The sequence below is a fragment of the Hylemonella gracilis genome, from assembly GCF_004328645.1.
Taxonomy (GTDB): domain Bacteria; phylum Pseudomonadota; class Gammaproteobacteria; order Burkholderiales; family Burkholderiaceae_C; genus Hylemonella; species Hylemonella gracilis_B.
The window spans coordinates 743594-770475 of sequence record NZ_CP031395.1; the positions used below are offsets into that span (position 1 = coordinate 743594).

Genomic DNA, 26882 nt, shown 5'->3' on the forward strand with positions numbered 1-26882 from the left:
ATGGAACAAAGTACCTACACGACGGCGGATGGCGAGACACTGGCCATTCGGGACTGGCCGCTTGCCCCGGGTGCCCATGCGCGTGGCCTGGTGCTGATTGTCCATGGCCTGGGCGAGCACAGCGGGCGCTACGAGGACATGGCCCGGCGCCTGCACATGCAGAACTTCGTGGTGAGGGCCTATGACCACTATGGGCACGGCCATTCCAGCGGCGTGCAGGGCGCGCTGCCTTCGCGCCGGCGGCTCGTGGACGACCTGGCGCACATCGTCAACTTCACCCGCCGCACGGTGGGCCAGGGGCTGCCGTTGATCTTGCTCGGCCATAGCATGGGGGGTTTGGTGGCGGCCCACGCGGTGGCCCTGAACCGGGTGCGCACCGATGGCCTGGTGCTGTCCTCGCCCGCGCTGGACGCGGGCTTGAGTTTCGGTCGACGCCTGCTGCTGGCCATTCTTCCCACCTTCGCGCCCCATTTGCGCGTGCGCAACGGACTGGACGCCAGCGGGCTTTCCCACGATCCGGAGGTGGTCAAGGCGTACCAGCACGACCCTTTGGTCCACGATCGGATCTCCGCGCGACTGGGGCGTTACATCGCCGACGCGGGCCCCCGAGTCATCAAGGCGGCGCGGCGTTGGCACACGCCAACCTTGCTGCTGTACGCGGGGCAGGATCGGCTGGTCAACCCGGGCGGCAGTGCGGCATTCGCGCAGGCTGCCGCCGCGCAGGTCGAGCAGAAGCTGGTCGAGGTGCACTGGTATGCCCAGCACTACCACGAGATCTTCAATGAGCTGCACCGCGAGCCGGTCTATCGGCAATTGACGCAGTGGTTGAACGCGCGCTTCAGCTGAAAGCTTGAAGTGTTAGCGCGGCCAGCGCGGCCAGCGGCGCGGTTTCGGCCCGCAATGTGCGCGGCCCCAGGCTGAGCGCCTGAAAGCCCGCGGCGCGCGCAGCCTTTTCCTCCGCCGGGCTCAAACCTCCTTCAGGCCCGGACAGCAGCAGAATCGTGCGCGGATCGTTCTCGGGCATACGGAGGCGACTCAGCGGCAGGCTGTCCCTGTCCAGGGACAGCAAGAAACGTTGTTGAACCGAAGGCGGGTTCCAGATCGCGAAGTCCTGCAGGGGGCGAGCGGCGTGCACGGGTGGGAGGCGGTTGCGACCACATTGTTCGCAAGCCGCGATGGCGATGCCTTGCCAGTGCTGCTGTTTCTTGAGCGCTCGCTCGCCGCTCAGCCGCAGCACACTGCGCTCAGCCACCAAAGGCTGGATGCTGGCCGCGCCGAGCTCCACGGCTTTTTCTACCAGCCAGTCCATGCGGTCGTTCGCGGGCATGCCGACGGCCAGATGCACTTCCAGCGGTGCCTCGCGCTCGGTGGCATGGTGCATTTCTACGCGGACCGTGACGTTGGAACGGCCCATGCGCAGGATGGTTGCCGTCCATTCCCCGTCACGGCCGTTGAACAACGTGACCGTGTCTTCGGGCTGCAGGCGCACTACCTGCACATGGCGCGCGGTTTCGGGGGGAGCTCGATCTCGGCCCCTGCGCGGAGCACGGTCGAGGCGTCTTCAGGGCAGTAAAAACGTGGCATCTGGACCGTGAGGCGGTGGCGTAGGGCAGGAGCGATTCCGTTTTCAGACGCGGCCGAAGGCGTAGCCGCTGGCTTCATTGACGCCTTCGACCTCGTCCACCAGGCGCAGCAGTGGCTTGAGTTCGGCATACCGTGCACAGGTGGCGCGGATGTAGGCGATGAAGCGGGGCGCATCGGCCAGGTACTTGGGCTTGCCGTCACGCAAGGTCAGCCGCGCGAAGATGCCCGCGACTTTCAGATGACGCTGCAGGCCCATCCATTCCACGGCGCGGAAGAACTCGCCGAAGTCGTCGTGTACCGGCAAGCCCGCTTGGCGGGCCGCTTGCCAGTAACGCACGGTGATGTCGAGCACGAAATCCTCGTCCCAACTCAGGAACGCGTCGCGCATCAAGCTGGCGATGTCGTAGGTGATGGGGCCATAGACGGCGTCCTGAAAATCAAGCACGCCCAGACGCTCTTCCGGTGCTTGCCCGGCGGTGGGTCGGGTCGGATCACCCGGGATCATCAGATTGCGGGGCATGAAGTCGCGATGGACGTAGACCGAGGGGCTGGCCAGATTGCGTTCGACGATGAGCGTGAACATCTGGTCCAGGGTCCCGCGCAATTTGCCCTCCACCGCGACGCCGCGGTGCCGGGCCAGGTACCAGTCGGGGAACAGTTCCAGTTCGCGCCTCAGCAGGGCCGCATCATAGGCCGGCAACACGCCCGGTTGCGAAGCTAGCTGCCAGCGGACCAGGGCGTCGATGGCTTTGCGGTAGAGCGGCAGATTGGCCTGGGGCTCGTCGGCATGCAGAACCTGCATCATGGTGCGTGTGCCCAGATCCGTCAGCAACAGGAATCCTCGGGCTTCGTCCCAGTCCAGGATGCGGGGTGCCAACAAGTCGGCTTGCGTCAGAAGCGCGGCGATCTGGACGAAGGGCTTGCAGTTTTCCTTGTCGGGTGGCGCATCCATGATGATGCGGGTGCCACCGTCTTCGGCATCGATACGGAAATAGCGGCGGAAACTGGCATCAGCCGATGCCATGCGCAAGGTTGCGGTGCGCAGTTGTTGCGGGCCCGCCAGGCCGTTCAACCAGCTTGAAAAAGCGGCGGCGCGGCCGGGATCGGCCCAGGCAATGTCGGAAGTGGCGAGGGGATTTGGGTCGGGGCGCAAAGCGGGAGAGCTCATGGATAATTCGGTCTGGTTTTCATTCTACAAACAGGCGGACCGAGCCGGCTCGCCTGCCCTGCCTGTGGTCATGCCTGCAAGCGCTTGCAGGCATTTTTTCGTTGTTGCCCGGATCCCTCCGTCTTGTTCCGCCCTGACCGCCCCCTCGTCCCCTCGCTGCTTGCCCTGGTTTGCGCGCTGCTGACCGGTGCAGCCCATGCCGAGTTGAAGCTAAAGGTCAGCCCGCTGTTACAGGACCGCCTGACCGTTGAGCAAAGGGCGGCCGCGCCGACCTTTGTCCAAGGCCAGCGTATGGAGTCGGAGACAGGCCTCAGCCTGGAAGCCGAGGGCGGCGTGGAATTTCGCCGTGCCGACATGGTGTTGCGGGCGCAGAAGTTGGAGTATGACCAGGCCACGGACACCGCACGTGCGCGCGGTGAAGTCCGAGTCAACCAAGCCGGGAATGTCTTCGAGGGCGAGGCCCTGGATCTGCGCGTCGACGCTTTCGAGGGCGAGTTCACGAATGCCCGCTTTTCCCTGCTGGCCATCGACGCCCATGGCGACGCCGAGCGCATCGAGTTCCTGGATCAAACCCGTTCTGTGGTGCAAAACGCCACATTCACGACCTGCCGACGGGAAGGTGGGCCCGAATGGGTTCCCGCCTGGTTTCTGCGTGCCACCACACTGCATTTGGACAGCGAGGAGGAGGTGGCCGAGGCTGAAGACACTACCCTGCGCTTTCAGAACGTGCCCGTGCTGGGTCTGCCGGCGATGAGTTTTCCGCTGAGTGGTGAGCGCCAATCGGGGGTTCTATCGCCCGTCTACGGAGTGGACAACATCAGCGGAACCGAAATCACGATTCCCTATTACGTGAACATCGCGCCCAATCGCGATGCGACGCTGTACCCGACCTGGATGCGTCTGCGAGGTGTCAACTATGGTGGCGAGTTTCGTTACCTCGAAGAAAGCTACAGCGGTCGCTTGCGTGTCGATTACATGCCCGACGACAAGCTGCGAGAAATGGACCGCGAAGGTTATTATTTTGAACATCGAGGCGGTGTTTCAGGTAGTTATGGTTCTCTGGGCCTGAACCTGAACATCGCTCGCGTGAGCGACGACAACTACTGGCGAGACTTTCCCCGCGCCAGCGGTTCCCTGACCCAACGCCTTCTGCCTGCCGATGTGAGCGTGAACTGGGGACTAGGGCCTTACTCAGCCTCGGTCCGTTCCTTGCGCTGGCAGACGTTGCAGGTACCAGACGCTCCCATCGTGCCGCCCTATGACCGGCAGCAGCTGACGGCCCGTTATGCAGAACCGAGTTTGGGCGGTTTTGACTTCAGCCTGGACGGCGAATACACAGAATTCACCGTGGATGCATTGGCGTTGAGCAGCCAAACCAGCGCGGAGCGTGTCAATGCAGATAGAACGGTCTGGCGTGGCTCCCTGAGCTACCCATTCCGGGGTGCAGCCGGATTTTTCATTCCCAAGGCCTCCATCCATACGACAAACTACAGGTTTGAACAGCCTGTTGACCTGAGCAACTACTCGGGCGCTTTGACCGGATTGAGCGCCGATGCCACTAGTGCCACCCGGACCGTGCCGACGTACAGCCTGGACACCGGTTTGGTGTTTGAGCGGGCGACCAGTTATTTCGGCGCGGCCTATCGCCAGACCTTGGAGCCTCGGCTGTTTTACACGCGAACGCCGTTTGTTGAGCAGGGGTATCTGCCCAATTACGATTCCGCCGCCCAGGACTTCAGCCTGACCAGCGTTTACAGCGAAAGCACGTTCATGGGCAATGACCGGATTGCCGACAACAATCTGCTGACCGCTGGCGTTTCGACCCGTTTCTTCGACGCAGAAACGGGAGCGGAAACCGTGCATCTGGGCGTCGCACAGCGTCTGCGCTTCGAGGATCAGCGTGTCACCCTGCCCGGGGGTACGCCGTCGCCCGAAGGCCTGAGCGACATCCTGCTGGGGGCCGAGTTGAACGTGGATCCGCGCTGGCATGTCGACACGGCCGTGCAATGGAACGACCGCTTGGGCGAATCCGAGCGCAGTACGTTCAGCGTACGCTACAACCCCAGCCCCTACCGTGTGGTGAACCTGGCATATCGCTTTCAGCGTGCGCAGAGCGAAACCAGTGAAGACAGCGAACTGATCGATCTCGGTTGGCAGTGGCCCATCAATGACCTTTGGCGCGACTGGGGTGAGGACCTTGGTCCGGGGCGGGGTCAGGGTTCTGGGCGCTGGTACAGCGTTGGTCGCTTGAACTACAACCAAACGGACCGCAAGTTGGTGGATACCACCATGGGCTTTGAATACGATGCCGGTTGCTGGCTGGGGCGGGTTGTGTTCGAGCGCCTGCAGACCGGCCTGACCACGGCCAACCAGCGCATCATGTTCCAGTTGGAGTTGGTGGGTTTTGCCCGTGTGGGTGTTGATCCACTGCAGACCTTGCAGAAAAACATACCGCGTTATCAACTGCTGCGCGAACAAACGACGGCACCGAGCCGCTTCAGCAATTACGAGTGATTCGATGACCATGACCCACCATCCCGCTTTGGGCCGCCTTCTGATCGCGTTCGTGCTCTTCGCTCTGCTGACCGGGGCCGCGCATGCGCAGCGCGCTTCCAGCTCGCCACCCGATGTGCGCTCCGCCGACTACATCGTCGCGGTGATCAATTCCGAACCCATCACCAACGCGCAGGTGAATGCGGAAGTCACACGCGCGCTGCGGCAATTTGCCGCTCAGCGCAGGCCAGCGCCGGAAGGACAGGCCTTGCGACGCCAGTTGTTGGACCAACTCATCAACGAACGCGCCCAGCTGCAACTCGCACGCGAGATGGGCCTGAAGATCGATGAACCTTCGGTGGATCAGGCCGAGCAGAACGTTGCCCGCCAGAACCAACTGACTGTGGCACAGCTGCGTCAGCAGGTGCAGCAGCAGGACGGCATGACGCCGCAGACCTTGCGCAGCCGCTTGAAGGATCAGCTGCTTCTGACACGCCTGCGCGAGCGTGAGGTGGATGCTCGCGTGCGCGTCAGCGACGCCGATGTCGAGCAGTACCTGGCCGAACAACTGCAACGCAACAGCAACCCTGCAAGCCAGCTCATCAATATCGCGCACATCCTCGTGGCCGTGTCCGAGGACGCCAGCGAAGCCCGTCAGGCTGAACTGCAGCGCAAGGCCGATCAGGTCGCGCGACGCGCGCGCGAAAAGGGCGCGGACTTTGCCGCCCTGGCGCGGGAGCTCTCGGACGCCGGTGACCGAGCCAACGGGGGCCAACTCGGCTTGCGCGCGGGTGATCGTTATCCCGCCTTGTTCACGAACGCCGTGCGCACGCTGGCGGTCGGCGAGGTCAGCGAGCCTGTGCGCTCAGGAGCGGGTTTCCACGTGCTGAAGCTGATCGAGCGTCGCCAACCCGCGCTGCCACCCCAAACGGTGACGCAGAGTCGGGCGAGGCACATCCTGCTGATTCCCGGCGCGCAGTTGAGTGAGGCGCAGGCGCGCGACAAGCTCAATGATTTCCGTCGTCGCATCCAGGCGGGAGAGACGGATTTCGCCACGCTGGCGCGGCAGAACTCGCAGGACGGCAGTGCCGTGCAGGGCGGTGACCTGGGTTGGGCCAACCCAGGCATGTACGTCCCGGAATTCGAAAGCGTGATGAACCAGCTTGCGCCGGGCCAGATCAGCGATCCCCTGATCTCGCGCTTTGGTGTTCATCTGATCCAGCTGCTGGAGCGGCGGCAGGCCACCCTGAACGAACGTGAGCAGCGTGAGCTGATCCGCAACATGCTGCGTGAGCGCAAGATGGCCGAGGCCTATGACAATTGGGTGCGTGACACCCGGGCGCGGGCCTATGTGGAACTGCGCGAGGCGCCGCAGTGAACGAGGCAGCGAATTCACCGCTTCGTGCGCCGATGGATGTGCAGCGATGAAACACATACCGCGCAAACGCTTTGGCCAGCATTTTCTGGCTGACGAGGGCGTCATCGATGCCATCGTGCGTACCATCGCGCCTCAGCCAGGCCAGGCCATGGTGGAGATCGGGCCGGGCCTGGCGGCCATGACGCAGCCTTTGGTGGAACGACTGGGGCGCTTGACGGTCATCGAACTGGACCGAGATCTGGCCGCGCGGCTGCGCAACCATCCTCAGCTGGACGTTATTGAGTCCGACGTGCTCAAGGTGGATTTCACGGCACTGGCCGGCGGCCGGCACCGGCTCCGCGTGGTCGGCAACCTGCCCTACAACATCTCGACCCCCATTCTTTTCCATCTGCTGGCACATGTCGATGCCGTGGAGGATCAGCATTTCATGCTGCAGAAGGAGGTTGTGGACCGCATGGTGGCCCGGCCTTCCACGGCCGACTACGGCCGTCTGAGCGTGATGCTGCAATGGCGTTATGAGATGGAGGATGTGCTGTTCGTCCCACCCGAGAGCTTCGACCCACCGCCGCGCGTCGACAGCGCCGTGGTCCGCATGGTGCCCCATGCCGCGGCCGCACCCGTGGATGTGCGACGACTCGAAGAAATCGTGCAGGTTGCTTTCAGCCAGCGTCGCAAATTGCTGCGCCACACGCTGGGCCGCTGGCTAGAGGAAAAAGGACACCGGGGTGACTTCGATGTTCAGCGCCGTGCCGAAGAAGTGCCGGTGGTTGAATACGTCACCCTCGCGCAGGCACTGTCTTGATCGGAGTACTTCCGAAACCGGTCTTGCCAGATCGCAGACCAGTGAATGCGACCCCTGCCACCGAACATCGATGTTCAGGGGTGAAGCGGCGTAGCCGCTCAGGCGCCGCTACGCTTCACGCTGCGGCTTGCCAGTAACTCGCGTTGAAGGGGCTGCTCATGCGCAGCGCCAGGGGCGAGACGTCCACCAGTTTGTCGGTTGGCATTCTCTCGCCGCTGTCATCGTCGACGGTCTCGGCAACCATGAGCTGTGCATGTTCGCCGCCGTTTTCAGCCTCGTTCGCCCGTTCCGCTTGGCTGTTGCTTTGCGCAGAACGGGCTACAGAAAAGAATAGAAACACCGGAAAGGCACCTTCCGATCACCCCAGTAATCGGCGGCGTCGCGGAAGATGTCCAGGAGCTGCTCGCGCGCTTCCTTGTCGAACTTGGCGTTGGCGGGAATGTGCTCCAGCACGGCGATGAAGCCTGGCTGCGGGCCGGACTTGTGCAGCGGATCGGTCAGCACGTCGTAGAGTGCGTCGAAATTCTTGCCCACGTGGGTGGGCAGGATGAACTGCTGGGCGATCAGATCCAGCACATCCTGTTTGGACTGTGCCTGCGCCAGATTGGCGTAGAGGAAATGATGGCCAAGGGCCTGGGCCGCCTCTTGCAGATCCGGCACCCGGAAAGCGCGGATCGACTGGACGATGTTGGTTCTAACGGTACGAAGTGGCGTATCCATCTCCGCTTCACTTTCTTGTTGAAAAACGGTTTTACGGCGCGATCCGGCGGAAACTGGCGTAGTGATCGGCGGTGTAATAACAGGCGTCGGGCGAGCGACGGACATTGCCCCCGCACACGATACGGTGCGTGCCACGATGGGACAGGCCCGGCGTGGGAACGGTGTATTCACGGTAATAACCGCGTGGATGGGCCGGGAGCAAGCGCTCTCGATTGCCAAACACCGTGCCATCTTTCTCGTATGGAAACGGACCGCCTTGAAGAATCAGGCGGTAGGTTTCTGCGCCCTGGGGCGGCAGACTGGCCAACGAAACGGTGGCCGAATCAGCCTTGGCGGGATTCGCGGGACGAGGCGCTGGAGCCTCGGCACCCAAGGGCAGGCAAACCAGCCAAGACAACAAGCCAGTAAGCACCAACTTGCCGACGAGGCCGCGCACCATAAGACTAAGCTGTTATGACGACCGGGTTCACCCGGAAGATTCCAAGCCCGAAAGTGTCGCCGATCTGGGTGAAAAAAGCAAGGGCCTGCCTAATGATTAGGCAGGCCCGAGGGGGATTGGGCGCTCAGAGGTACCGAGAAAAAGCGCCAGACCGCCCGGTTTCAGCGATTGCTGAGTCAGCGTGCGGCGTTGGCATCCGCCACGGTCAGTGCCGTCATATTGACGATGCGGCGCACGGTCGTGCTGGGTGTCAGGATGTTCACCGGCTGGGCCGCGCCCAGCAGCATGGGGCCGATGGCAATGCCACCACCCGCCGCCGTCTTGAGCAGGTTGTAGGCGATGTTGGCGGCATCCAGATTCGGCAGCACTAGCAGATTGGCCTGACCGGTCAGGGTGCTATTGGGCATGATGACCTTGCGCAGATCAGCGTCCAGCGCCACGTCGCCATGCATTTCGCCATCCACTTCCAGCCAGGGCGCCTGCGCGCGCAGCAACTCCAGCGCCTCGCGCATCTTGACGGCGCTGGGCTGATTGCTCATGCCGAAGTTGGAGTGCGACAGCAAGGCGGCTTTCGGATGCAGCCCGAAACGTTGCATCTCCGCTGCGGCCATGATGGTGATCTCGGCCAGCTGCTCGGCGCTGGGGTCGTAGTTGATGTGGGTGTCCACGATGAACAACTGGCGGTCCGGCAGCAGCAGCCCGTTCATCGCCGCGTAGGTATTGACGCCCGCGCGCTTGCCGATGACCTGGTCGATGTACTGCAGGTGCATGGCCGTGTTGCCCCACGTACCGCAGATCATGCCGTCCACGTGGCCCTTGTGCAGCAGCATGGCGCCAATCAGGGCCAGTCGGCGGCGCATTTCGATCTTGGCGATCGGGACGGTCACGCCCTTGCGCTCGGTCATGTGGTGATAGGTCTGCCAGAAGTCGCGGTAACGCTCGTCGTATTCGGTGTCGACCACATCGTAGTCCTGGCCTTCCTTGAGGCGCAGGCCGAATTTTTCGACGCGCTGGGCGATGATGGCGGGTCGACCGATCAACGTTGGACGGGCCAGGCCTTCATCCACCACGATCTGGGCCGCGCGCAGCACGCGTTCTTCCTCGCCCTCGGCGTAGGCAACGCGCTTCTTGGTGGCTGTCTTGGCGGCGGTGAAGATGGGTTTCATCGTCGTGCCCGAGGCGTAGACATAGGCCTGCAGCCGCTCACGGTAGGCGTCCATGTCCTCGATCGGGCGACGTGCCACGCCACCGTCCATGGCGGCCTGGGCCACGGCCGGCGCGATCTTGATCATCAGGCGCGGGTCGAAGGGCTTCGGGATCAGGTAGTCAGGTCCGAAGCGGAGTTGCTCGCCGACGTAGGCCGCGGCCACGACTTCGCTTTGCTCTGCCTGGGCCAGTTCGGCCATGGCGTAGACCGCGGCGATTTCCATCTCATCCGTGATGGTGGAGGCGCCGCAGTCCAAGGCTCCCCGGAAGATGTAGGGGAAGCACAGGACGTTGTTGATCTGGTTGGGGTAGTCGGTGCGCCCGGTGCACATGATCACGTCGTCGCGCACGGCCTTCACCTCCTCGGGCGTGATTTCCGGCGTGGGATTGGCCAGGGCGGCGATGATGGGGCTGGGCGCCATCTTCTTCACCATGTCCTGCTTGAGCACGCCACCCGCAGACAGGCCCAGGAAGATGTCGGCGTCGGCGATCACGTCACCGAGCTTGCGCGCGTCCGTTTTCTGGGCGAATACACGTTTGTCTTCGTCCATCAGTTCGGTGCGGCCTTCATAGACGACGCCGGCAATGTCGGTCACCCAGATGTTCTTCTTGGACAGGCCCATCTTGACCAGCAGCTTCAGGCTGGCCAGCGCCGCGGCACCGGCACCGGAGGTGACGAGCTTGACGTTCTTCAACTCCTTGTTCGCCACCTTCAGGCCGTTGATCAGGGCGGCCGCGACCACGATGGCCGTGCCGTGCTGGTCGTCATGGAAGACCGGGATCTTCATGCGTTCACGCAGCTTGCGCTCGACATAGAAGCAGTCCGGTGCCTTGATGTCCTCGAGGTTGATGCCGCCGAAGGTGGGCTCCAGCGAGGCAATGATGTCGACCAGTTTGTCGAGGTCCTTCTTCTCGTCGACCTCGATGTCGAACACGTCGATGCCGGCGAACTTCTTGAACAGCACGGCCTTGCCTTCCATCACCGGCTTGCCGGCCAGCGGGCCAATGTCGCCCAGGCCCAGCACGGCCGTGCCGTTGGTGATGACGCCCACCAGGTTGCCGCGGGCGGTGTACTTATAGGACGCGTCGGGGTCCTTGGCGATTTCCTCGCAGGGCGCGGCGACGCCGGGGGTGTAGGCCAGGGCCAAGTCATGCTGGTTGATCAGCTGCTTGGTGGCCGCGATGGCGATCTTGCCGGGAACCGGGAACTGGTGGTATTCGAGGGCGGCGCGGCGGATCTGCTCGCGCTTGTCGTTGGACGACGGGGTGCTGGACATCAAGGAATCTCCTGCAGCAAATCAATTGCCCGTGGATGATGCGACCGCGTAATGCATCCTGATGCACTGTCGGCGCCCGGGCAAAAGAGGTTTGCTCTTTTTGGGGGAGTTGGATTGTATGCCCCGGCACGGTGCGGGCTCGGCAGCTGTGGCGCGAATGCCTCAGCGCTGGGCGGGAGTCTTGACTGCGGCGCGGTGGCCTGTTTCGACGACCCCAATCGCACGAACTCAGGGTGCGGGCGCAGGCGACACCTGGGTCAGACGCTGGCGAGGAGACCGGCGTTCCCAGACCTTTTCGTGGAAAAAGAAGGCCACCGCCTGAACCGTGGGTTCCAGCAGGCTCAGGGTGAAAGCCATGAACAGATTACCTGTCACGGCGTAAGCCACTGCCGCAGCCACGACGATGTGCATCACGTAGTAGCTGGCGGTTTTCTTGAGTAGGGGCAAATTGGTGCGGGCAAAGCGGGTCATGGCAAATCTCATGAATTTCGACTATCAAAGCGGATTAATGATAGTCAATGCGACCTGCCTGACGGATTACTTTTGTCTAATCAGAGGATAGTGAAAACGGCGCGATGCGCCTCCGTCCTGCTTGAGTGACCCCAGACCGGAAAGGCCTGGGGTCACTGGGCGGGCGCTTTCAGGCCCGCATCAGCGCCTCGATCTCGTCCGCCTTGACTGGCACGCCCCGGGTGATCAGTTCGCAGTCGCTCTCGGTGACGAAGGCGTCGTCCTCGATGCGGATGCCGAGGTTCCAGAACGATTCCGGCACGTCCTCTGCGGGGCGCACGTAGAGGCCGGGTTCCAGCGTCAGGCACATGCCGGGGCGCAGGATGCGGCTGGGCCGGTCCTTGATGATTTCCCCGGACAGCGCATCCTTGCGCTCGCTGGTCCGGCCGAGCTCGGTGGGTTCCACATAGCTGCCGCAGTCGTGCACGTCCATGCCCAGCCAATGGCTGGTGCGGTGCATGTAGAAGCGGAAGTAGGCACGGCTGGCGATGACGTCGTCCACGGTGCCGCACTTGTCGCGGCTGAGCAAGCCCAGGTCCAGCAGGCCTTGCGACAACACGCGCACCACGGCTTCGTGCGGGTCATTGAAGCGCGCGCCGGCCCGGGTCACCGCCACGGCCGCATCCTGGGAAGTCAGCACCAGATCGTAGAGCGCGCGCTGAGGCCCGCTGAATCTTCCGTTGGCAGGGAAGGTGCGCGTGATGTCGCTGGCATAACCATCCAGCTCGCAGCCCGCGTCGATCAGGACCAGATCGCCATCGCGCACGGGCGCGGCATCAGCCCGGTAGTGCAGCACGCAGGCGTTGGCGCCGGCGGCGACGATGGAACCATAGGCCGGATACTGCGAGCCCCCAAGGCGAAACTCATGCAGCAGCTCGGCGTCCAGGTGGTATTCGCGCAGGTTCTGGCCCTCGCGCAGCATGCGGGCAGAGCGCTGCATGGCGCGGATGTGCGCGCGGCCGCTGATGGCCGAGGCGCGGCGCATCACGTCTTGCTCGTACTCGTCCTTGACGAGGCGCATCTCATCCAAGAGCGCGCACAGGTCGCGCTGGGCTTCCGGACAGAGCGCGCCGTAGCGCACGCGGGCGCGCACGGCCTTGAGCCAGCCGTCGACGCGGGCTTCCAGCCCGGCGTGGGTGGCGAAGGGGTACCAGACCGTGGCCTGGTTCTCAAGCAGCTTGGGGAGGCGCTGCTCCAATTCGGTGACCGAATGGGCCGCGTCCACGCCCAGCGCCAGTGGGGCCGCCTCCGGACCGAGGCGGATGCCGTCCCAGATCTCGCGTTCCAGGTCCTTGGGCTGGCAGAACAGCGTGGTGCGGCCGGTGCCGTCGATGAGCAGCCAGGCGTTGGGTTCCGCGAAGCCGATGAGGTAGTGGAAGTAGCTGTCGAAGCGGAACAGGTAGTCGCTGTCGCGGTTGCGCATGCGCTCGGGCGCCGTGGGGATGATGGCGATCGCGTCCGGCCCTCCCAACAGCGTCATCTGCGCCGCCAGCCGCGCGCGGCGTTGCGCGTACTGAGCGAGGGGGGCTGGCGTGAGCCAGGCGGAATGCTTCAGCGGGGCGTTCATGGCGATGGCGTCTCGGTGGTCTGGGGATGCGTGGCGTTGAGCTCGCGCAAGCGTTCGGGTGTGCCGACATCGGTCCAGGGCCCGTTGTACAGCTCGGCGCTCACGGCGGCATTGTCCATCGCCGCGCGCAGCATCGGTGCCAGTGGGGCTTTGACGCCCGCCGGGTTGCCGGGCGGGAGGGTGTCCACGGACTGGACAAAGGGCGCGGTGAAGAATCCACGCCGATACAGACCGATGGTGCTGTAGGTATAGGTGTGCGTGTTCTCTCGAAGCGCGGCGGGAACGTTCAGTGCCAGCCCGTCCGGGCTCAGCCCGAAGTCCCCCAGGGGGTTGTGGGGCGGGTTGGGCACCAGCCAGAGGTGCGCCAGTTTGTTGCCCTGGGCGAAGCGCCGAAGGGCCGCCGCGCTGAACGTGAATCCGGGGGTGTACACATCGCCGGCCACGACCCAGAAGACCTCGGCCAGACGTGGTAAGGCGCGCACGATGCCGCCGGCCGTCTCCAGGGCCGCGCCGAAATCCCGGCCTTCTTCGGAGTAGGCGATGCGCAGGGCCTGCCCATCGCTGGTGCGGGGCGCGGCACCGAAATGGGCGGGGATTTGCTCGCCCAGCCAGGCTGTGTTGATGACCAGGTCCGTGCATCCGCCTGCGGCCAGGGCGTCCACATGCCATTGCAGCAGGGGGCGGCCCTGGACCTGAAGCAGGGGTTTGGGCGTGGTGTCAGTCCAGGGGCGCATGCGTTCGCCGCGGCCGGCGGCCAGGATCAGGGCGTGCGCGCGATCAGAGGTGTCAAGCATGCGCTTCATTCTGGCATGCGGCGCCCGTGGGGGCAGCACGCGGGACGGGGTCGAGGCGCATGCCGGGACGCCCGGTAAAATGCCGGGTTTCCCCGCCCTCTTCACCCGCGCTGAATTCCGGAGTCGCCTCGACATGGCAAATACCCAACAAATGGCCAACGCAATCCGTGCGCTGGCAATGGACGCTGTACAACAAGCCAATTCCGGACATCCGGGCGCCCCCATGGGCATGGCCGATATGGCTGTTGCACTCTGGGGCCAGCACCTCAAGCACAACCCGACGAACCCGCATTGGGCGGATCGTGACCGTTTCGTGCTGTCCAATGGCCATGGTTCGATGCTGATCTACGCTTTGCTGCATCTGACGGGTTACGACCTGCCCATCGGCGAGCTGAAGAATTTCCGCCAGCTGCACAGCAAGACCGCGGGCCATCCCGAAGTGGGCATCACCCCCGGCGTGGAAACCACCACCGGCCCGCTGGGCCAGGGCGTGACCAATGCCGTGGGCATGGCGTTGGCCGAGAAGCTGCTGGCCGCTGAGTTCAACCGCGACGGCTACGCCATCGTGGACCACCACACCTATGTGTTCCTGGGCGATGGCTGCCTGATGGAAGGCGTCAGCCATGAGGCGGCGGCCTTGGCCGGCGCCTGGAAGCTCAACAAGCTGATCGCGCTGTACGACGACAACGGCATTTCCATCGATGGCCAGGTGCAACCTTGGTTCACTGACAACACCTCGCTGCGTTTCGTCGCCTACGGCTGGAACGTGATCGGCCCCCTCAACGGCCATGACCCGCAGGCCGTGGCCGAGGCCATCGCCAAGGCCAAGACGCAGACCGAGCGTCCCTCGCTCATCATCTGCAAGACCAGCATTGGCAAGGGCAGCCCCAACCGCGCGGGCACCGCCAAGGCGCATGGCGAACCCTTGGGCGCCGAAGAAATCAAGTTGACGCGCGAAGCGCTGGAATGGCCGCATGCGCCGTTCGAGATCCCGGCCGAGGTCTACGCCGACTGGGACGCCAAGGCCCATGGCCAGTCCATTGAAACCGCGTGGAACGACAGGTTCGCCGCCTACGCCGCCGCCCACCCCGAGCTTGCCGCCGAGTTCAAGCGCCGCATGGCGGGTGATCTGCCCAAGGCCTTTGCCCAGGTGGCCGTGGACGCCGCCGTCGCCGCGCACAGCAAGGCGGAAACCGTGGCCACACGCAAGGCCTCGCAGATTGCGCTGGAGGCGTTCACCGCCGCGCTGCCCGAATTGCTGGGCGGCAGCGCGGACCTGACCGGCTCCAACCTCACCAACACCAGCCACACCCCGGCCCTGCGCTTCGACAGCACGGGCGCCGTGGTCAAGTCGGCCGATGGCAAGCTGGGTCGCCACATCAACTACGGCGTGCGTGAGTTCGGCATGGCCGCCATCATGAATGGCCTGGCCCTGCACGGTGGCTACATTCCTTATGGCGGCACCTTCCTGACCTTCAGCGACTACAGCCGCAATGCCATTCGCATGGCCGCGCTCATGAAGCAGCGCGTGGTCCACGTCTTCACACACGACAGCATTGGCCTGGGCGAGGACGGCCCCACCCACCAGAGCATCGAGCACGCGGCCAGCCTGCGCCTGATTCCGAACCTGGACGTCTGGCGCCCCGCCGACACGGCGGAGACGGCCGTGGCATGGGCGGTGGCACTGGAGAACAAGGCGCGCCCGACGGCCCTGCTGCTCTCGCGTCAAAATCTGGCCTACGCACCCAAGCGTGACCTGGGCGACATCAGCCGGGGTGCCTATGTGCTGTCCGAACCGGAACACGTGGGCCTGAAGAAAAAAGCCCAGGCTCTCATCATCGCCACTGGCTCCGAAGTCGCGCTGGCGCTCAAGGCCCAGGAACTGCTGGCCGCGCAGAAGATCGCGGTGCGCGTGGTCTCCATGCCCAGCACGACGGTGTTTGACCGGCAGAAAGCGGCTTACAAGCAGGCCCTGCTGCCCGCCGGCCTGCCTCGCGTCGCCGTCGAGATGGGGGCGACCGGGGGCTGGTGGAAATACGGCTGCTCGGCTGTCGTGGGCATCGACAGTTATGGCGAATCGGCGCCCGCCCCCGTGCTGTTCAAACATTTCGGTTTCACTCCGGAAAACGTTGCGCACACCGTGCGCGCGGTGTTGGGTAAATAAGCAGCGGTACCAGGTTTCAATCCAGACCAGAGGAAAGCATCATGACCATCAAAGTAGGCATCAACGGGTTTGGCCGCATCGGCCGCAATGTGTTCCGCTCGGCGGTGCAGAATTTCAAGGACATTGAAATCGTCGGCATCAACGACCTGCTGGAGCCCGACTACCTGGCCTACATGCTCAAGTACGACAGCGTGCATGGTCGCTTCAAGGGCGAGGTCTCGGTCGAAGGCGGTCAGCTGGTCGTCAATGGCAAGAAAATCCGCCTCACGCAGGAGCGTGATCCGGCCAACCTCAAGTGGAACGAGGTCGGCGCGGACGTGGTGATTGAGTCCACGGGTCTCTTCCTGGACAAGGACGGCGCGGGCAAGCACTTGGCCGCGGGCGCGAAGAAGGTCATCATCTCCGCCCCGAGCAAGGACGATACGCCCATGTTCGTCTTCGGCGTCAACGACAAGACCTATGCGGGCCAGGCCATCATCTCCAACGCCTCCTGCACGACGAATTGCCTGGCGCCCGTGGCCAAGGTGCTGCACGACAAGTGGGGCATCAAGCGGGGTCTGATGACCACCGTGCATGCCGCCACCGCCACGCAGAAGACCGTGGACGGCCCGAGCAACAAGGACTGGCGCGGCGGCCGCGGCATCCTGGAAAACATCATTCCTTCCTCCACCGGTGCTGCCAAGGCCGTGGGCGTGGTCATCCCCGCGCTCAACAAGAAACTGACCGGCATGAGTTTCCGCGTGCCGACCAGCGACGTGTCCGTGGTGGACCTGACGGTCGAGCTGGAAAAGGATGCCAGCTACGACGAGATCAAGGCCGAAATGAAGGCCCAGAGCCAGGGCGCGCTCAAGGGCATCCTCGGGTACACCGAGGACAAGGTGGTGGCCACGGACTTCCGTGGTGAAACCTGCACCTCGGTGTTCGACGCCGATGCGGGTATCGCCCTGGACAAAACCTTCATCAAAGTCGTATCCTGGTATGACAATGAATGGGGCTATTCCAACAAGTGCCTGGAAATGGCCCGCGTGGTTGTCGCGAAATAAACGGAGTTGTGACCATGAAAGGCTGGGCGTCCCTGCTGCTGTCCACCACGCTCGCCAGTGCGGCCGGGGCGCAGGAGATTGCCGTCCAGTCCCGGGTTCCGTCCGTGACGGCCTTGCCGGCCAAGCAGGCTTGGCAGCCCTTTGATCCCTGCTTCACAGCGGCGGCCGAGCGTTTCAGGGTGGATAAGCACATGCTGATCGCCATCGCCAAGACCGAGTCTGCCTTTGACCCGGACGCGGTGGGTCCGACCAATGCCGACGGTACCCATGATGTCGGCCTGATGCAGATCAACACCCGCTGGTTGCCCCAGCTGGCCGAAATGGGCATCCACCGCGAAAAGCTCAAGGGCGCCTGCACCAACATCTATGTCGGCGCCTGGATTTTGTCCAACAAAATCCGCCAGCACGGCACGCTCTGGAAGGCGGTGGGCGCCTACAACGCCATCGCGCCCGCCAAGCGGGCCAGTTACATCGCCAAGGTGCAACGTAACTACGCGCGGGTGCGCGCCCTGCTGCTCAAGGGCTGACCCGCGCGTCTGGGCACCTCTCAGCTGAGGTGCTTGCCCACCAGGCCGGTGATCTCGAACATCGTCACCCGGTCCTTGCCGAAGACGGGCTGCAGCTTGGCATCTGCCAGCACGCTGCGTTTGTCCTTGGGATCCTGCAAGCCCTGCGCCTTGATGTAGTCCCAGATCTTCTTGATGACTTGGGTGCGCGCCACGGGTTCGTTGCCGATCACGGCCGCGAGTTCGGCACTGGGCGTCAGGCCAGCAGCCGGTTTCCTGGTGCTTGATTTCTTGGCCGCTGCTTTTTTAGCCGGTGCTTTCTTGGCTGCAGCCTTGCCGGGAGCCGTCTTGGCGGCTGCGCCATTCCGGCCACCTGCGGATGCGCCAGTTTTGCGCGGGAATTTCGAGGGTTCGAACTCGAATGCCACCTTGCCTTCCTCCGCGTTCCAGGCCAGGTAGGCCTTGAAGGGCCGGCGCGTGCGCATGGAGACAAATTTGTCCAGTAGATCGGTCTTGCCCGTGGCGAGCAGCTTCATCATCTGTTCGCGCTCGACGGGCTGCTGCAGGATGATCTGACCGCTCTTGAAGTCACAGCTCGGCGTGGCTTGCGCTTGCGTGGGCACGGATTTTTCGCAGACGTAATTCTTGCCATGCTCGTAAATGGCGCCGCCGCACTTCGGACAGGCGCCCAGCGATTCCCGGCCGGAGAAGTCCACCAGCTCGCCGGTTTCGGACTCGTCCTCATTGCCGAAGTCGAATTCCAGCTTCCAGTTCTTTTCTTCCTCGTTGTAGACCAGCGCGATCTCGGCGGTGAAGGGCCAGCCCGCCTTGGAGCGAAATCCCTCCAGCGGGCCGATGCGCTTGTCGCGCAGGAACTGTTCCACCTCGGCCAGTTCAAAGGCGCGGCCGGCGGGCATCTTGGTGAAGGAGAAGCCGCAGGCATCCTCGCCCGTGCCCTTCTTGCCCACGCAGGCGTAGCGGCGGTAGTTCTCCTTGACCACGCCGCCGCAGTTCGGGCAGGGCGTGGCCAGGGTGGCGTAGTCGCCGGGCACGGTGTCGCGGTCGTATTCCTTGGCCTTCTTGACGATGTGTTCCGTCATGGCCGCGATCTCGCGCATGAAGGCCTCGCGCGTGAGCTGCCCGCGTTCCATCTGCGACAGCTTGTACTCCCATTCGCCCGTCAGCGCGGGTTTGGAGAGCTCTTCCACCCCCAGGCCGCGCAGCAAGGTCATCAACTGGAAAGCCTTGGCGGTCGGGATCAGTTCCCGGCCCTCGCGCAGCATGTACTTCTCGGTCAACAGCCCTTCGATGATGGCGGCGCGCGTGGCCGGCGTGCCCAGGCCCTTTTCGCTCATGGCCTCGCGCAGATCGTCGTCTTCCACCATCTTGCCGGCGCCTTCCATGGCGCTGAGCAGCGTGGCCTCGCTGTAGCGGGCCGGTGGGCGGGTCTTGAGGCCCTTGGCGTCCGCGGTCCGGGTCTTGACTTTCTCGTCCGGTTGCACGGGGACGAGGATCTTGCTGTTTTCCTTCTCGTCACCCGTTTCCTCATCGGCTTCCTTGCCGTAGATGGCGAGCCAGCCCGGCCTGACCAGCACCTTGCCTTCGCTCTTGAAGTGATGGCTGGCGGCGATCGTGATCCGCGTGGTCACCATGTATTCCGCGCTCGGGAAGAACACCGCCATGAACCGTCGTGCCACCAGATCGTAGAGCTTCTGTTCGGCCTCGCTCAAGCCGCTGGGTGCTTGCAGCGTGGGGATAATGGCGAAGTGATCGCTGACTTTTGCGTTGTCGAAGATGCGTTTGCTGGGCTTGACATAACCATTCTTGAGCGCCGTGGCCGCGTGCGGCGCCAGGTGTCTGAGGCCGGAGTCGGCCAGCATGCCGAAGGTTTCCTTGGCCACGGACAGGTAGTCCTCGGGCAGGTGGCGCGAGTCGGTCCGCGGGTAGGTCAGCGCCTTGTGGCGTTCGTACAGGCTCTGCGCGATGGACAGCGTCGTCTTGGCGGAGAATCCGAACTTGCCATTGGCTTCGCGTTGCAGGCTGGTCAGGTCGAACAGCATGGGCGAGGCTTGTGTGCTGGGTTTGCTTTCCTCGGTGACCGTCGCCAGCTGCCCGCGCACGGCGTCGGCAATGGCGCGGGCTTCACCCTCGTTCCAGAGGCGATCGGCCTTCTTCTCCGCATCTTCCTCGTTCTTTTTCCACTTCGGGTCGAACCACTTGCCGGCGTAGTCACCGGCTTGCGCGCCGAAGTTGGCATGAATTTCCCAGTAGTCGCGGCTGATGAACTTGCGGATCTGTTCCTCGCGTTCCACCACCACGGCCAGCGTGGGCGTCTGCACGCGGCCCACGGTGGTGAGGAAGAAGCCGCCGTCGCGCGAATTGAAGGCTGTCATGGCGCGCGTGCCGTTGATGCCCACCAGCCAGTCGGCTTCGCTGCGGCTGCGCGCGGCGTCGGCCAGGGGCAGCATCTGCTTGTCGCTGCGCAGCTGCTCGAAGCCGTCGCGGATGGCCTGGGGTGTCATGCTCTGCAGCCACAGGCGGGAGACCGGCTTGCCCAGCGGCTTGGCGCCGCTGGCATATTGCTCGATCAGGCGGAAGATCAATTCGCCCTCGCGCCCCGCGTCGCAGGCGTTGATCAGCTTGTCCACGTCCTTGCGCTTGGCCAGCTTGACCACGGCGTTCAGCCGCGTCTTCGTCTTGTCGACCGGCTTGAGCTCGAAATGCGGTGGAATCACGGGCAGGTGGGCGAAGCTCCACTTGCCCCGTTTCACGTCGTATTGCTCGGGGGCCTGGATCTCCACCAGGTGTCCCACGGCGCTCGTTACCACGTACTGCTCGTTCTCGAAGTGCTCGTCGTGCTTCTCGAACTTGCCGGCCGTGGGCGTGAGGGCGCGCACGATGTCTTGCGCGACCGATGGCTTCTCAGCGATGACCAAAGTCTTCATGAATACAATCCCTGTCTCGCGCGCACGCCTACACGCGTGTGCGCACGCTTACGCGGGCACGCCCGCGCGCGCCCATACGAGTTCACCTTACCAAAAAATCCCGCCGTGTCCAAACCCTCTGCTTCATCTTCTTCCGCCGGTCGTCGTATCCAGGTGCGGCGCTCCGGCGTCCACGGCAAGGGCGTGTTCGCCCTGCAGGACATTGCCAGGGGCGAGATGATCATTGAATACGTGGGCGAGATCATCAACTGGAAAGAGGCCTTGCGTCGTCACCCGCACGATCCCAAGGACCCGAACCATACCTTTTACTTCCACGTTGACGAAGACCACGTGATCGACGCCAAGGTGGGGGGCAACGCCTCGCGCTGGATCAACCATTCCTGCAACCCGAATTGCGAGGCGGACGAGACCGACGAAGGCCGCGTCTTCATCAAGGCGCTGCGCAAGATCAAGGCCGGCGAGGAACTGAACTACGACTACGGCCTCATCATCGACGAACCCTACACGAAGAAGCTCAAGGCCGAATACCCTTGCTGGTGTGGTAACAAGAATTGTCGGGGCACTTTGCTCGCGCCGAAATGACGCTGCGCTGGCCCGCCGAGGCGATCTGGGAATCGCTGGCCCCGCACTTCCCCGGGTTCACGGTCGAAGTGCTGCCCGAGGTGGATTCCAGCAACGCCGAGCTGATGCGCCGTGCCAAGGCCGGGCAGGCAGAACCCGTGCTGCTGGTGGCCGAGCGCCAGACGGCGGGGCGAGGCCGCCTTGGGCGGGCCTGGAACAGTGGCGCGCAGCCCGGTGATCTGCTGATGTTCTCCCTGGGCCTGCCTTTGCAGATGACCGACTGGTCCGGTCTGTCGCTGGCGGTGGGCCTGTCGCTGGCGCAGGGCTTGCACCCCAGCGTGCAGCTCAAGTGGCCCAATGACCTCTGGCGCCAGGACCGCAAGCTGGCCGGCGTGTTGATCGAGGCGCTGGATCTGCGGTATGCCGTGATCGGCGTGGGCCTGAACATCAATGCCGCCGTTGCCCAGGGAGCGGATGGCATGAACACGCAGCCCGCCTGGGCGCAGGAGTTCGACCCGGCCTTGGACGCACCGGCTGCGTTGTTGCGCCTGGCGGCACCTCTGGCGCATGCGGTGCTGCGGTTCCAGGACCAGGGTTTCGCGCCGGTGCGCGTGGCCTGGCAGGCGCGCGACGCGCTGGCGGGGCGCGCGGTGCGGCTGAGCGATGGCATGGAGGGGCTGGCTCAGGGCGTGGACGAGCGCGGGGCGCTGCTGGTGCATACTGCCGACGGCATGAAAAGAATCGACTCCGCCGAAGTCAGCGTGCGCCCGATGAGGGCCTGAGATCGGCTCCGCAGGTCCTATTTCCGTCCCCTCTTACCCGTCCTTCGTCCGCATGCTGCGCATCGTCGCCCTGTTGCTGATTTTGTTGAACGCCAGCTACTTTGCCTGGTCGCAAGGACTGTTGCGTGCTTATGGCTGGGCGCCAGCGGAGCAGCACGAGCCCGAGCGTCTCGCGCAGCAAGTCCGGCCCGAGGCCATCCGCATCCTGTCGGCGCCCGCCCTTCCCGCCGCCGTGCCCTCGGTGGCCGCAGCGGCGACTCCGGCGCCCGTGGCCACGGAAGAGTCCCTGGGCCGCGCGACCGCGCAATGCTGGCAGGCCGGTCCATGGGACGTGACGCAGCCCGCGCAGCTCGAGGCGCTGCGTCGCCAGTTGGGCCAGTCCCTCTCGGCGGGAAGTTGGACGCTGGATGTGCGCGTCACGGCACCCGCGCGCTGGATCATCTACATGGGGCGTTATGCCAACGCGACGGAGCTGGACCGCAAGCGTGCGCAGCTTTCACCCCGCACCCGCCGTGCCCTGCAGACGCTGGACAATCCCGAATTGCAGCCGGGCCTCTCGCTGGCGCGTTTCGAGACACAGGCCAAGGCCGAGGGCGAGCTGGACGCCATGCAGAAACGCGGCCTGCGCTCGGCGCGGGTGGTGCAGGAATGGCCCGAGCGTCGGCAAGCCTCGGTGCGCGTTCAGGCCGCGGACGCGGCCCAGGCAGCCACCGCGCAAGCCGCCTTGCAAGCCTTGCCTGCGATCAACGGCAAGGCTCCCTCGGCCTGCGCACCTTGAGCCACGCCCTGAGGGGCGCGTGCGGCGCCTTCAGGACGCCAAGGACTTGCGCACCGCAAAACGCACTGTGAAACGGGCGCCGGGGGAATGCTGGCCGGGGTGCAGGTCCTCGACCTCGATGCGGGCCTGGTGCTGCCGGGCGATCTCCTGCGCGATGGACAGTCCCAGGCCCGAACCATCCGCCTGCGTGCCCAAGGCACGGTAGAAGGGCTGGAAGATCAGTCCGCGCTCCGCTTCGGGCACGCCAGGGCCCGAGTCCTCGACTTGCAGCAGCAGCACCTGGCCAAAAGGGTCGGACAGCACACGGGCCGTGATGACGCCCGGACGTTCCGGGGTGCTGGGCGTGTACTTGATGGCGTTGTCCAGCAGATTACGCACCAGCTCTTTCAGCAGCGTCGGATTGCCGTCGAGTTGCGCGATCGGCGTGCCGGGGACGGGGCCGTCGTAACCGATGTCCAAGTGTTTTTCCAGGGCCAGGGGCACGACTTCGCGCAGGGTGTCCATGGTGATCTGGGCCAGGTCGCAGGGTTGCTGCGCCAGGGCCGCACCGCTGCCTTCAGCGCGGGCCAGGGCCAGCAACTGGTTGACGGTGTGGGTGGCGTTGGTGCTGGCGCGCACGATCTGTTGCAGCGACTGGCGCAGGTTCTCGGTGCTGGCGTCATGGCGCTGGGCCAGATCGGCCTGCATGCGCAGGCCGGCCAGCGGGGTCTTGAGCTGGTGAGCGGCGTCGGCCAGGAAGCGTTTCTGGGCGGCGATCGATTCCGTGAGCCGCGTCAGCAGCTCGTTCATCGACGTCACCAGCGGTGCCACTTCCAGGGGCACGGCGCGTGTCTCCAGTGGGCTCAGGTCGTCGGGCGCGCGCGCGCGGATGTTGCCGGCCAGATGGTCCAGCGGTCGGATGGCCTGCGCCAGCGCGAGCCAGACCAGCAGCACGGCCAGGGGCAGGATGGCAAATTGCGGGAGCATCACGCTCTTGATGATTTCCGCCGCCAGCTGCGAGCGCTTGTCCAGGGTCTCGGCCACCTGGACCAGGGCCAGTGGTGAACCTGCCGCGGGGGCACCATCGCTGAAAGGCATGGGTGCGAGCGCGATCCACAGGTAGGCGATGCGCACGGGTGTGCCTTCGAACTCGTCGTTGTGCAACTGCACCACGCCTGGCTCCAGGCCCGGGCGGGCGATGCCTTCGTGGCTTTCAAGGGGCGGCGGTGGCGGGAAGTCCGGGTCACCGGAGAGAAACTCTCCCTGGGCGCCCAGCACCTGGAAGTGCAGGGTGTCGGTAGCATCCGCGTGCAGCAGCGTGCGCGCAGGCATGGGGGGATCGAAGCGGGTGTTGCCCCGGGGGCCCGGGCTCTGGAGCTTCAGGTGCTGCGCCAGTGCACGGACCTGAAGCTCCAGGGCATGGTCGAAAGGTCGACCCGCGATGTTCTGGGCCACCAACCAGGTGAGGATGAGGCTGACAGGCCAGAGGATGAGCAGGGGGGTCAGCATCCAGTCCAGGATTTCCCCGAACAGCGAACGTTGTTCCCGTTGGAAGAGCTTTCTGCCGAACGGCATGGAAAGGTGGGGTGGTTCTGCCGTGTTTCAGGCCAGCGACGCGGCGTCGGAGTCGCTGGGCATCGCGGCTTCTGGCTGGATTTTCTCCAGGCAATAACCCAGTCCGCGCACGGTGGCGATGCGGATTGGGCCGCCCTCGATCTTCTTGCGCAGGCGGTGGATGTAGACCTCGATGGCGTTGTTGCTCACTTCCTCACCCCATTCACAGAGGCGATCGACCAGCTGATCCTTGCTGACCAGGCGACCGCTGCGTTGCAGCAGCACCTCCAGCAGGCCGAGTTCGCGCGCGGAGAGCTCGACCAGGCGTCCGTCGATGGTCGCGACATGCCCCGTCTGATCGTAGACGAGTGGGCCATGGCGGATCAGGCCGCTGGCCGCGCCCAGACCCCGGCGCGTGAGGGCGCGCACGCGGGCTTCCAGCTCCTGCAGGCTGAAGGGCTTGGCCATGTAGTCGTCGGCGCCGTAGTCCAGGCCTTGAACCCGGTCTTCGACGCTGTCTGCCGCAGTGAGGATGAGCACCGGCAGGCTGGCGCCGCGGGAACGCAGCCTCTGCAACACCTCCAGACCGTGCAGCTTGGGTAGGCCCAGGTCCAGGATGAGCAGGTCGAACTGGGAGGGTTGTGTCATCAGGGCCGCGTCGGCCTCGGCACCGTTGGCCACGTGGTTGACCGCGGCGCCCGAGCCGCGCAGGGTGCGCAGCAGGCCGTCGGCCAGGACCTGATCGTCTTCCGCAATCAGAATTCGCATGCATGTGTCTCCGTGCAGTGCACCGCCTTACGGGGGCGGCCTGCGTCATGTCTGGGCTGATTTTAGGCGGGATGCCGCGCAAGCCCATGCACTCGGTCAGGCGCGGTGCATGGGGCCAGGGCCGTCGCGGCGGGCTAGCTGCCTGCGTAGGCTTCCAAGCCCAGCGCGATCACGGTGGCCACTTCCTCGCCCACGGCGTGCCGCAGCTCGGCCTCAGCCTGGCGCACGGCCCGCTGGAAACCACCGAGCCAGGCCAGGCCGGCGGGTGTGAAGCGCACCTGCTTGGCGCGGCCGTCGTGCGCATCGGCCTCTCGTGTCACCAGGCCCCAGGCCACGCATTGGTCCACCAGCTTGCCCATGGCCTGTTTGCTCATGCCGGCGGCGTCGGCCAGATCCTGCAGCCGCGAGCCCGTCACGGCCAGGTGCCGGGTGATGTGGATGTGCGCGGCGCTGACCTGCCCGCGTGCCGCCAGATGGGACAGGGCCAGGGGGACCTCGGCGTCATGTGCCATCAGTGCCTGCACACGGGTGTCGAAACGGCGCATGGCATGGCCCAGGAGGCGGCCCAGGTGGGTCTGGCGCCACCCGTCGTCGTTCGGGATGCTTGTCAGGGGGGTGACGGCGTCGGGCAGCATGCTCAAATGGTAAGCCAAAATGACTAAAAAATGGCTTTACGGCAAAATACTCGGCTGATAGAGTGCTGTTCAAGTATCCAGCCTGTTTGAAATGTCAGGTGCTCAATCCCAACCCCTCAAAGGAAAAACCATGGACGCCGCCGTCAAGAACGCCAACAGCGAAAAAGCCAAAGCCCTGCAGGCCGCCCTGGCCCAGATCGAGAAACAGTTCGGCAAGGGCACCATCATGCGTCTGGGTGAGGGCGAGAAGATCGAGGACATCCAGGTCGTCTCCACCGGCAGTCTGGGCTTGGACATCGCCCTGGGCGTCGGCGGTTTGCCGCGTGGCCGCGTGATCGAAATCTATGGCCCGGAATCGTCAGGCAAAACCACGCTGACCCTGCAGGTCATCGCCGAAATGCAGAAAATGGACGGCACCTGTGCGTTCGTTGATGCCGAACACGCCCTGGACACCCAGTACGCGCAGAAGCTGGGCGTGAATTTGCAGGATTTGCTCATCAGCCAGCCGGACACAGGCGAGCAGGCACTGGAAATCGTGGACAGCCTCGTGCGCTCCGGTGCGGTGGACCTGATCGTGATTGACTCGGTGGCCGCGCTCACGCCCAAGGCCGAAATCGAAGGTGAAATGGGCGACAGCCTCCCCGGTCTGCAAGCGCGCCTGATGAGCCAGGCCCTGCGCAAGCTGACGGCCACCATCAAGAAGACCAACACCACCGTCATCTTCATCAACCAGATCCGCATGAAGATCGGCGTGATGTTCGGCAGCCCCGAAACGACGACCGGCGGCAATGCGCTCAAGTTCTACGCCTCGGTGCGCCTGGACATCCGCCGCACCGGCACCATCAAGAAGGGGGAGGAAGCCATCGGCAACGAAACCAAGGTCAAAGTGGTGAAGAACAAGGTCAGCCCACCCTTCAAGAGCGCTGAATTCGACATCCTGTTCGGTGAAGGGGTCAGCCGCGAGGGCGAAGTGATTGATATGGGGGTGACCGCTCACATCATCGACAAGTCAGGTGCTTGGTACGCCTATAACGGTGAAAAAATCGGCCAAGGCCGTGACAACGCCCGTGAATTCCTGCGTGAGAACCCGGAATTGGCTTTGGAAATCGAGAACAAGGTGCGTGAATCCCTGGGCATTCCGCTGCGCGGCGAGGATGTGTCCGTAGCGGTTGCGGGACCCGGTGACGCGCAAGCCTGAAGCAGTCTCCGCATCGGCCGCCGACATGCCT

Annotated in this window: 23 protein-coding genes and 2 pseudogenes; 11 read left to right on the forward strand and 14 right to left on the reverse strand. The window is 64.3% G+C overall.

Annotated features, from left to right (window positions below):
• Window positions 1-846, forward strand: coding sequence for an alpha/beta hydrolase (locus DW355_RS03645; protein ID WP_131282257.1), 846 nt, complete (start codon window positions 1-3; stop codon window positions 844-846).
• Here DW355_RS03645 and DW355_RS03650 read toward each other — a convergent pair.
• From DW355_RS03650 to DW355_RS17995, 3 genes and pseudogenes are all read right to left on the reverse strand, one after another.
• Window positions 839-1584: pseudogene (locus DW355_RS03650) on the reverse strand (16S rRNA (uracil(1498)-N(3))-methyltransferase). The gene DW355_RS03645 and the pseudogene DW355_RS03650 overlap by 8 nt on opposite strands.
• A 43-nt stretch (window positions 1585-1627) precedes the next feature.
• On the reverse strand, window positions 1628-2752 hold the full coding sequence (locus tag DW355_RS03655; RefSeq protein WP_131277998.1) for an aminoglycoside phosphotransferase family protein: 1125 nt from the start codon (window positions 2750-2752) through the stop codon (window positions 1628-1630).
• A gap of 228 nt (window positions 2753-2980) precedes the next feature.
• A complete protein-coding gene (locus DW355_RS17995) occupies window positions 2981-3322 on the reverse strand; it encodes a hypothetical protein (RefSeq protein ID WP_242671292.1) in 342 nt (113 codons plus the stop codon).
• Between the two features lie 9 nt (window positions 3323-3331).
• Here DW355_RS17995 and DW355_RS03660 point away from each other — a divergent pair, with 9 nt between their 5' ends.
• From DW355_RS03660 to rsmA, 3 genes are read left to right on the forward strand one after another with little or no spacing between them, the layout of a single operon-like run.
• Window positions 3332-5266: an LPS-assembly protein LptD gene (locus DW355_RS03660; protein WP_242671293.1), complete on the forward strand. Its 1935-nt coding sequence runs from the start codon at window positions 3332-3334 to the stop codon at window positions 5264-5266.
• 10 nt (window positions 5267-5276) lie between these two features.
• The gene (locus DW355_RS03665) at window positions 5277-6623 is read left to right on the forward strand and encodes a peptidylprolyl isomerase (RefSeq protein WP_131278000.1); all 1347 of its coding nucleotides are present in this window, start codon (window positions 5277-5279) and stop codon (window positions 6621-6623) included.
• A 46-nt stretch (window positions 6624-6669) separates the two neighbouring features.
• Window positions 6670-7425 carry a 16S rRNA (adenine(1518)-N(6)/adenine(1519)-N(6))-dimethyltransferase RsmA gene (gene rsmA, locus DW355_RS03670; protein ID WP_131278001.1) on the forward strand — a complete coding sequence of 252 codons (756 nt, stop codon included), beginning with the start codon at window positions 6670-6672 and terminating at the stop codon, window positions 7423-7425.
• 115 nt (window positions 7426-7540) lie between these two features.
• Here the strand turns inward: rsmA and DW355_RS18340 are convergent, their stop codons facing one another.
• The 7 genes from DW355_RS18340 to DW355_RS03700 all read right to left on the reverse strand — a co-directional run bounded on the left by DW355_RS18340 (window position 7541) and on the right by DW355_RS03700 (window position 13938).
• Complete coding sequence (locus DW355_RS18340; protein ID WP_278249372.1) at window positions 7541-7669, reverse strand: hypothetical protein; 129 nt, start codon at window positions 7667-7669, stop codon at window positions 7541-7543.
• Between the two features lie 74 nt (window positions 7670-7743).
• A complete protein-coding gene (locus DW355_RS03675) occupies window positions 7744-8145 on the reverse strand; it encodes a barstar family protein (RefSeq protein ID WP_039853722.1) in 402 nt (133 codons plus the stop codon).
• 31 nt (window positions 8146-8176) lie between these two features.
• Window positions 8177-8584 (reverse strand): ribonuclease domain-containing protein, encoded by a 408-nt coding sequence (locus DW355_RS03680; RefSeq protein WP_131278002.1) that lies wholly within the window; start codon window positions 8582-8584, stop codon window positions 8177-8179.
• A 176-nt stretch (window positions 8585-8760) separates the two neighbouring features.
• Window positions 8761-11067, reverse strand: coding sequence for an NADP-dependent malic enzyme (locus tag DW355_RS03685; RefSeq protein WP_131278003.1), 2307 nt, complete (start codon window positions 11065-11067; stop codon window positions 8761-8763).
• Between the two features lie 228 nt (window positions 11068-11295).
• Window positions 11296-11538, reverse strand: coding sequence for a DUF2061 domain-containing protein (locus DW355_RS03690; protein ID WP_131278004.1), 243 nt, complete (start codon window positions 11536-11538; stop codon window positions 11296-11298).
• Between the two features lie 169 nt (window positions 11539-11707).
• A complete protein-coding gene (locus tag DW355_RS03695; RefSeq protein ID WP_131278005.1) occupies window positions 11708-13144 on the reverse strand; it encodes an aminopeptidase P N-terminal domain-containing protein in 1437 nt (478 codons plus the stop codon).
• The gene (locus tag DW355_RS03700) at window positions 13141-13938 is read right to left on the reverse strand and encodes a nucleotidyltransferase family protein (RefSeq protein WP_131278006.1); all 798 of its coding nucleotides are present in this window, start codon (window positions 13936-13938) and stop codon (window positions 13141-13143) included. Before DW355_RS03700 ends, DW355_RS03695 begins: the two co-directional genes overlap by 4 nt.
• A 133-nt stretch (window positions 13939-14071) precedes the next feature.
• Between DW355_RS03700 and tkt the strand changes: the two genes are divergently transcribed.
• Genes tkt through DW355_RS03715 form a run of 3 tightly spaced genes read left to right on the forward strand, consistent with a single transcriptional unit; the run spans window position 14072 to window position 17672 of the window.
• Complete coding sequence (gene tkt / locus DW355_RS03705; protein ID WP_131278007.1) at window positions 14072-16102, forward strand: transketolase; 2031 nt, start codon at window positions 14072-14074, stop codon at window positions 16100-16102.
• 41 nt (window positions 16103-16143) lie between these two features.
• The gene (gene gap, locus DW355_RS03710; protein ID WP_131278008.1) at window positions 16144-17145 is read left to right on the forward strand and encodes a type I glyceraldehyde-3-phosphate dehydrogenase; all 1002 of its coding nucleotides are present in this window, start codon (window positions 16144-16146) and stop codon (window positions 17143-17145) included.
• A gap of 14 nt (window positions 17146-17159) precedes the next feature.
• On the forward strand, window positions 17160-17672 hold the full coding sequence (locus tag DW355_RS03715) for a lytic transglycosylase domain-containing protein (protein WP_131278009.1): 513 nt from the start codon (window positions 17160-17162) through the stop codon (window positions 17670-17672).
• Window positions 17673-17692: 20 nt separating this feature from the next.
• Here DW355_RS03715 and DW355_RS03720 read toward each other — a convergent pair whose 3' ends face one another.
• Window positions 17693-20596: a DNA topoisomerase III gene (locus DW355_RS03720; RefSeq protein WP_131278010.1), complete on the reverse strand. Its 2904-nt coding sequence runs from the start codon at window positions 20594-20596 to the stop codon at window positions 17693-17695.
• 105 nt (window positions 20597-20701) lie between these two features.
• Between DW355_RS03720 and DW355_RS03725 the strand changes: the two are divergent.
• The 3 genes and pseudogenes from DW355_RS03725 to DW355_RS03735 all read left to right on the forward strand — a co-directional run.
• Window positions 20702-21175: pseudogene (locus DW355_RS03725) on the forward strand (SET domain-containing protein); the annotation flags it as partial.
• Entirely contained in the window at window positions 21175-21939 is a 765-nt protein-coding gene (locus tag DW355_RS03730; RefSeq protein WP_131278012.1) for a biotin--[acetyl-CoA-carboxylase] ligase, read from the forward strand. The pseudogene DW355_RS03725 and the gene DW355_RS03730, both read left to right, overlap by 1 nt.
• Window positions 21940-21991: 52 nt before the next feature.
• Entirely contained in the window at window positions 21992-22717 is a 726-nt protein-coding gene (locus tag DW355_RS03735; RefSeq protein WP_131278013.1) for an SPOR domain-containing protein, read from the forward strand.
• 30 nt (window positions 22718-22747) lie between these two features.
• On the opposite strand, the gene DW355_RS03740 is transcribed toward DW355_RS03735, so the two are convergent.
• The 3 genes from DW355_RS03740 to DW355_RS03750 all read right to left on the reverse strand — a co-directional run bounded on the left by DW355_RS03740 (window position 22748) and on the right by DW355_RS03750 (window position 25653).
• Window positions 22748-24271: a sensor histidine kinase gene (locus DW355_RS03740; RefSeq protein ID WP_131278014.1), complete on the reverse strand. Its 1524-nt coding sequence runs from the start codon at window positions 24269-24271 to the stop codon at window positions 22748-22750.
• Between the two features lie 27 nt (window positions 24272-24298).
• Window positions 24299-25018, reverse strand: coding sequence for a response regulator (locus tag DW355_RS03745; protein ID WP_131278015.1), 720 nt, complete (start codon window positions 25016-25018; stop codon window positions 24299-24301).
• A gap of 134 nt (window positions 25019-25152) precedes the next feature.
• Window positions 25153-25653 (reverse strand): MarR family winged helix-turn-helix transcriptional regulator, encoded by a 501-nt coding sequence (locus tag DW355_RS03750; protein ID WP_131278016.1) that lies wholly within the window; start codon window positions 25651-25653, stop codon window positions 25153-25155.
• A 130-nt stretch (window positions 25654-25783) separates the two neighbouring features.
• On the opposite strand from DW355_RS03750, the gene recA reads away from it, so the two are divergent.
• Entirely contained in the window at window positions 25784-26851 is a 1068-nt protein-coding gene (gene recA, locus DW355_RS03755) for a recombinase RecA (protein ID WP_131278017.1), read from the forward strand.
• Window positions 26852-26882 lie beyond the last annotated feature (31 nt).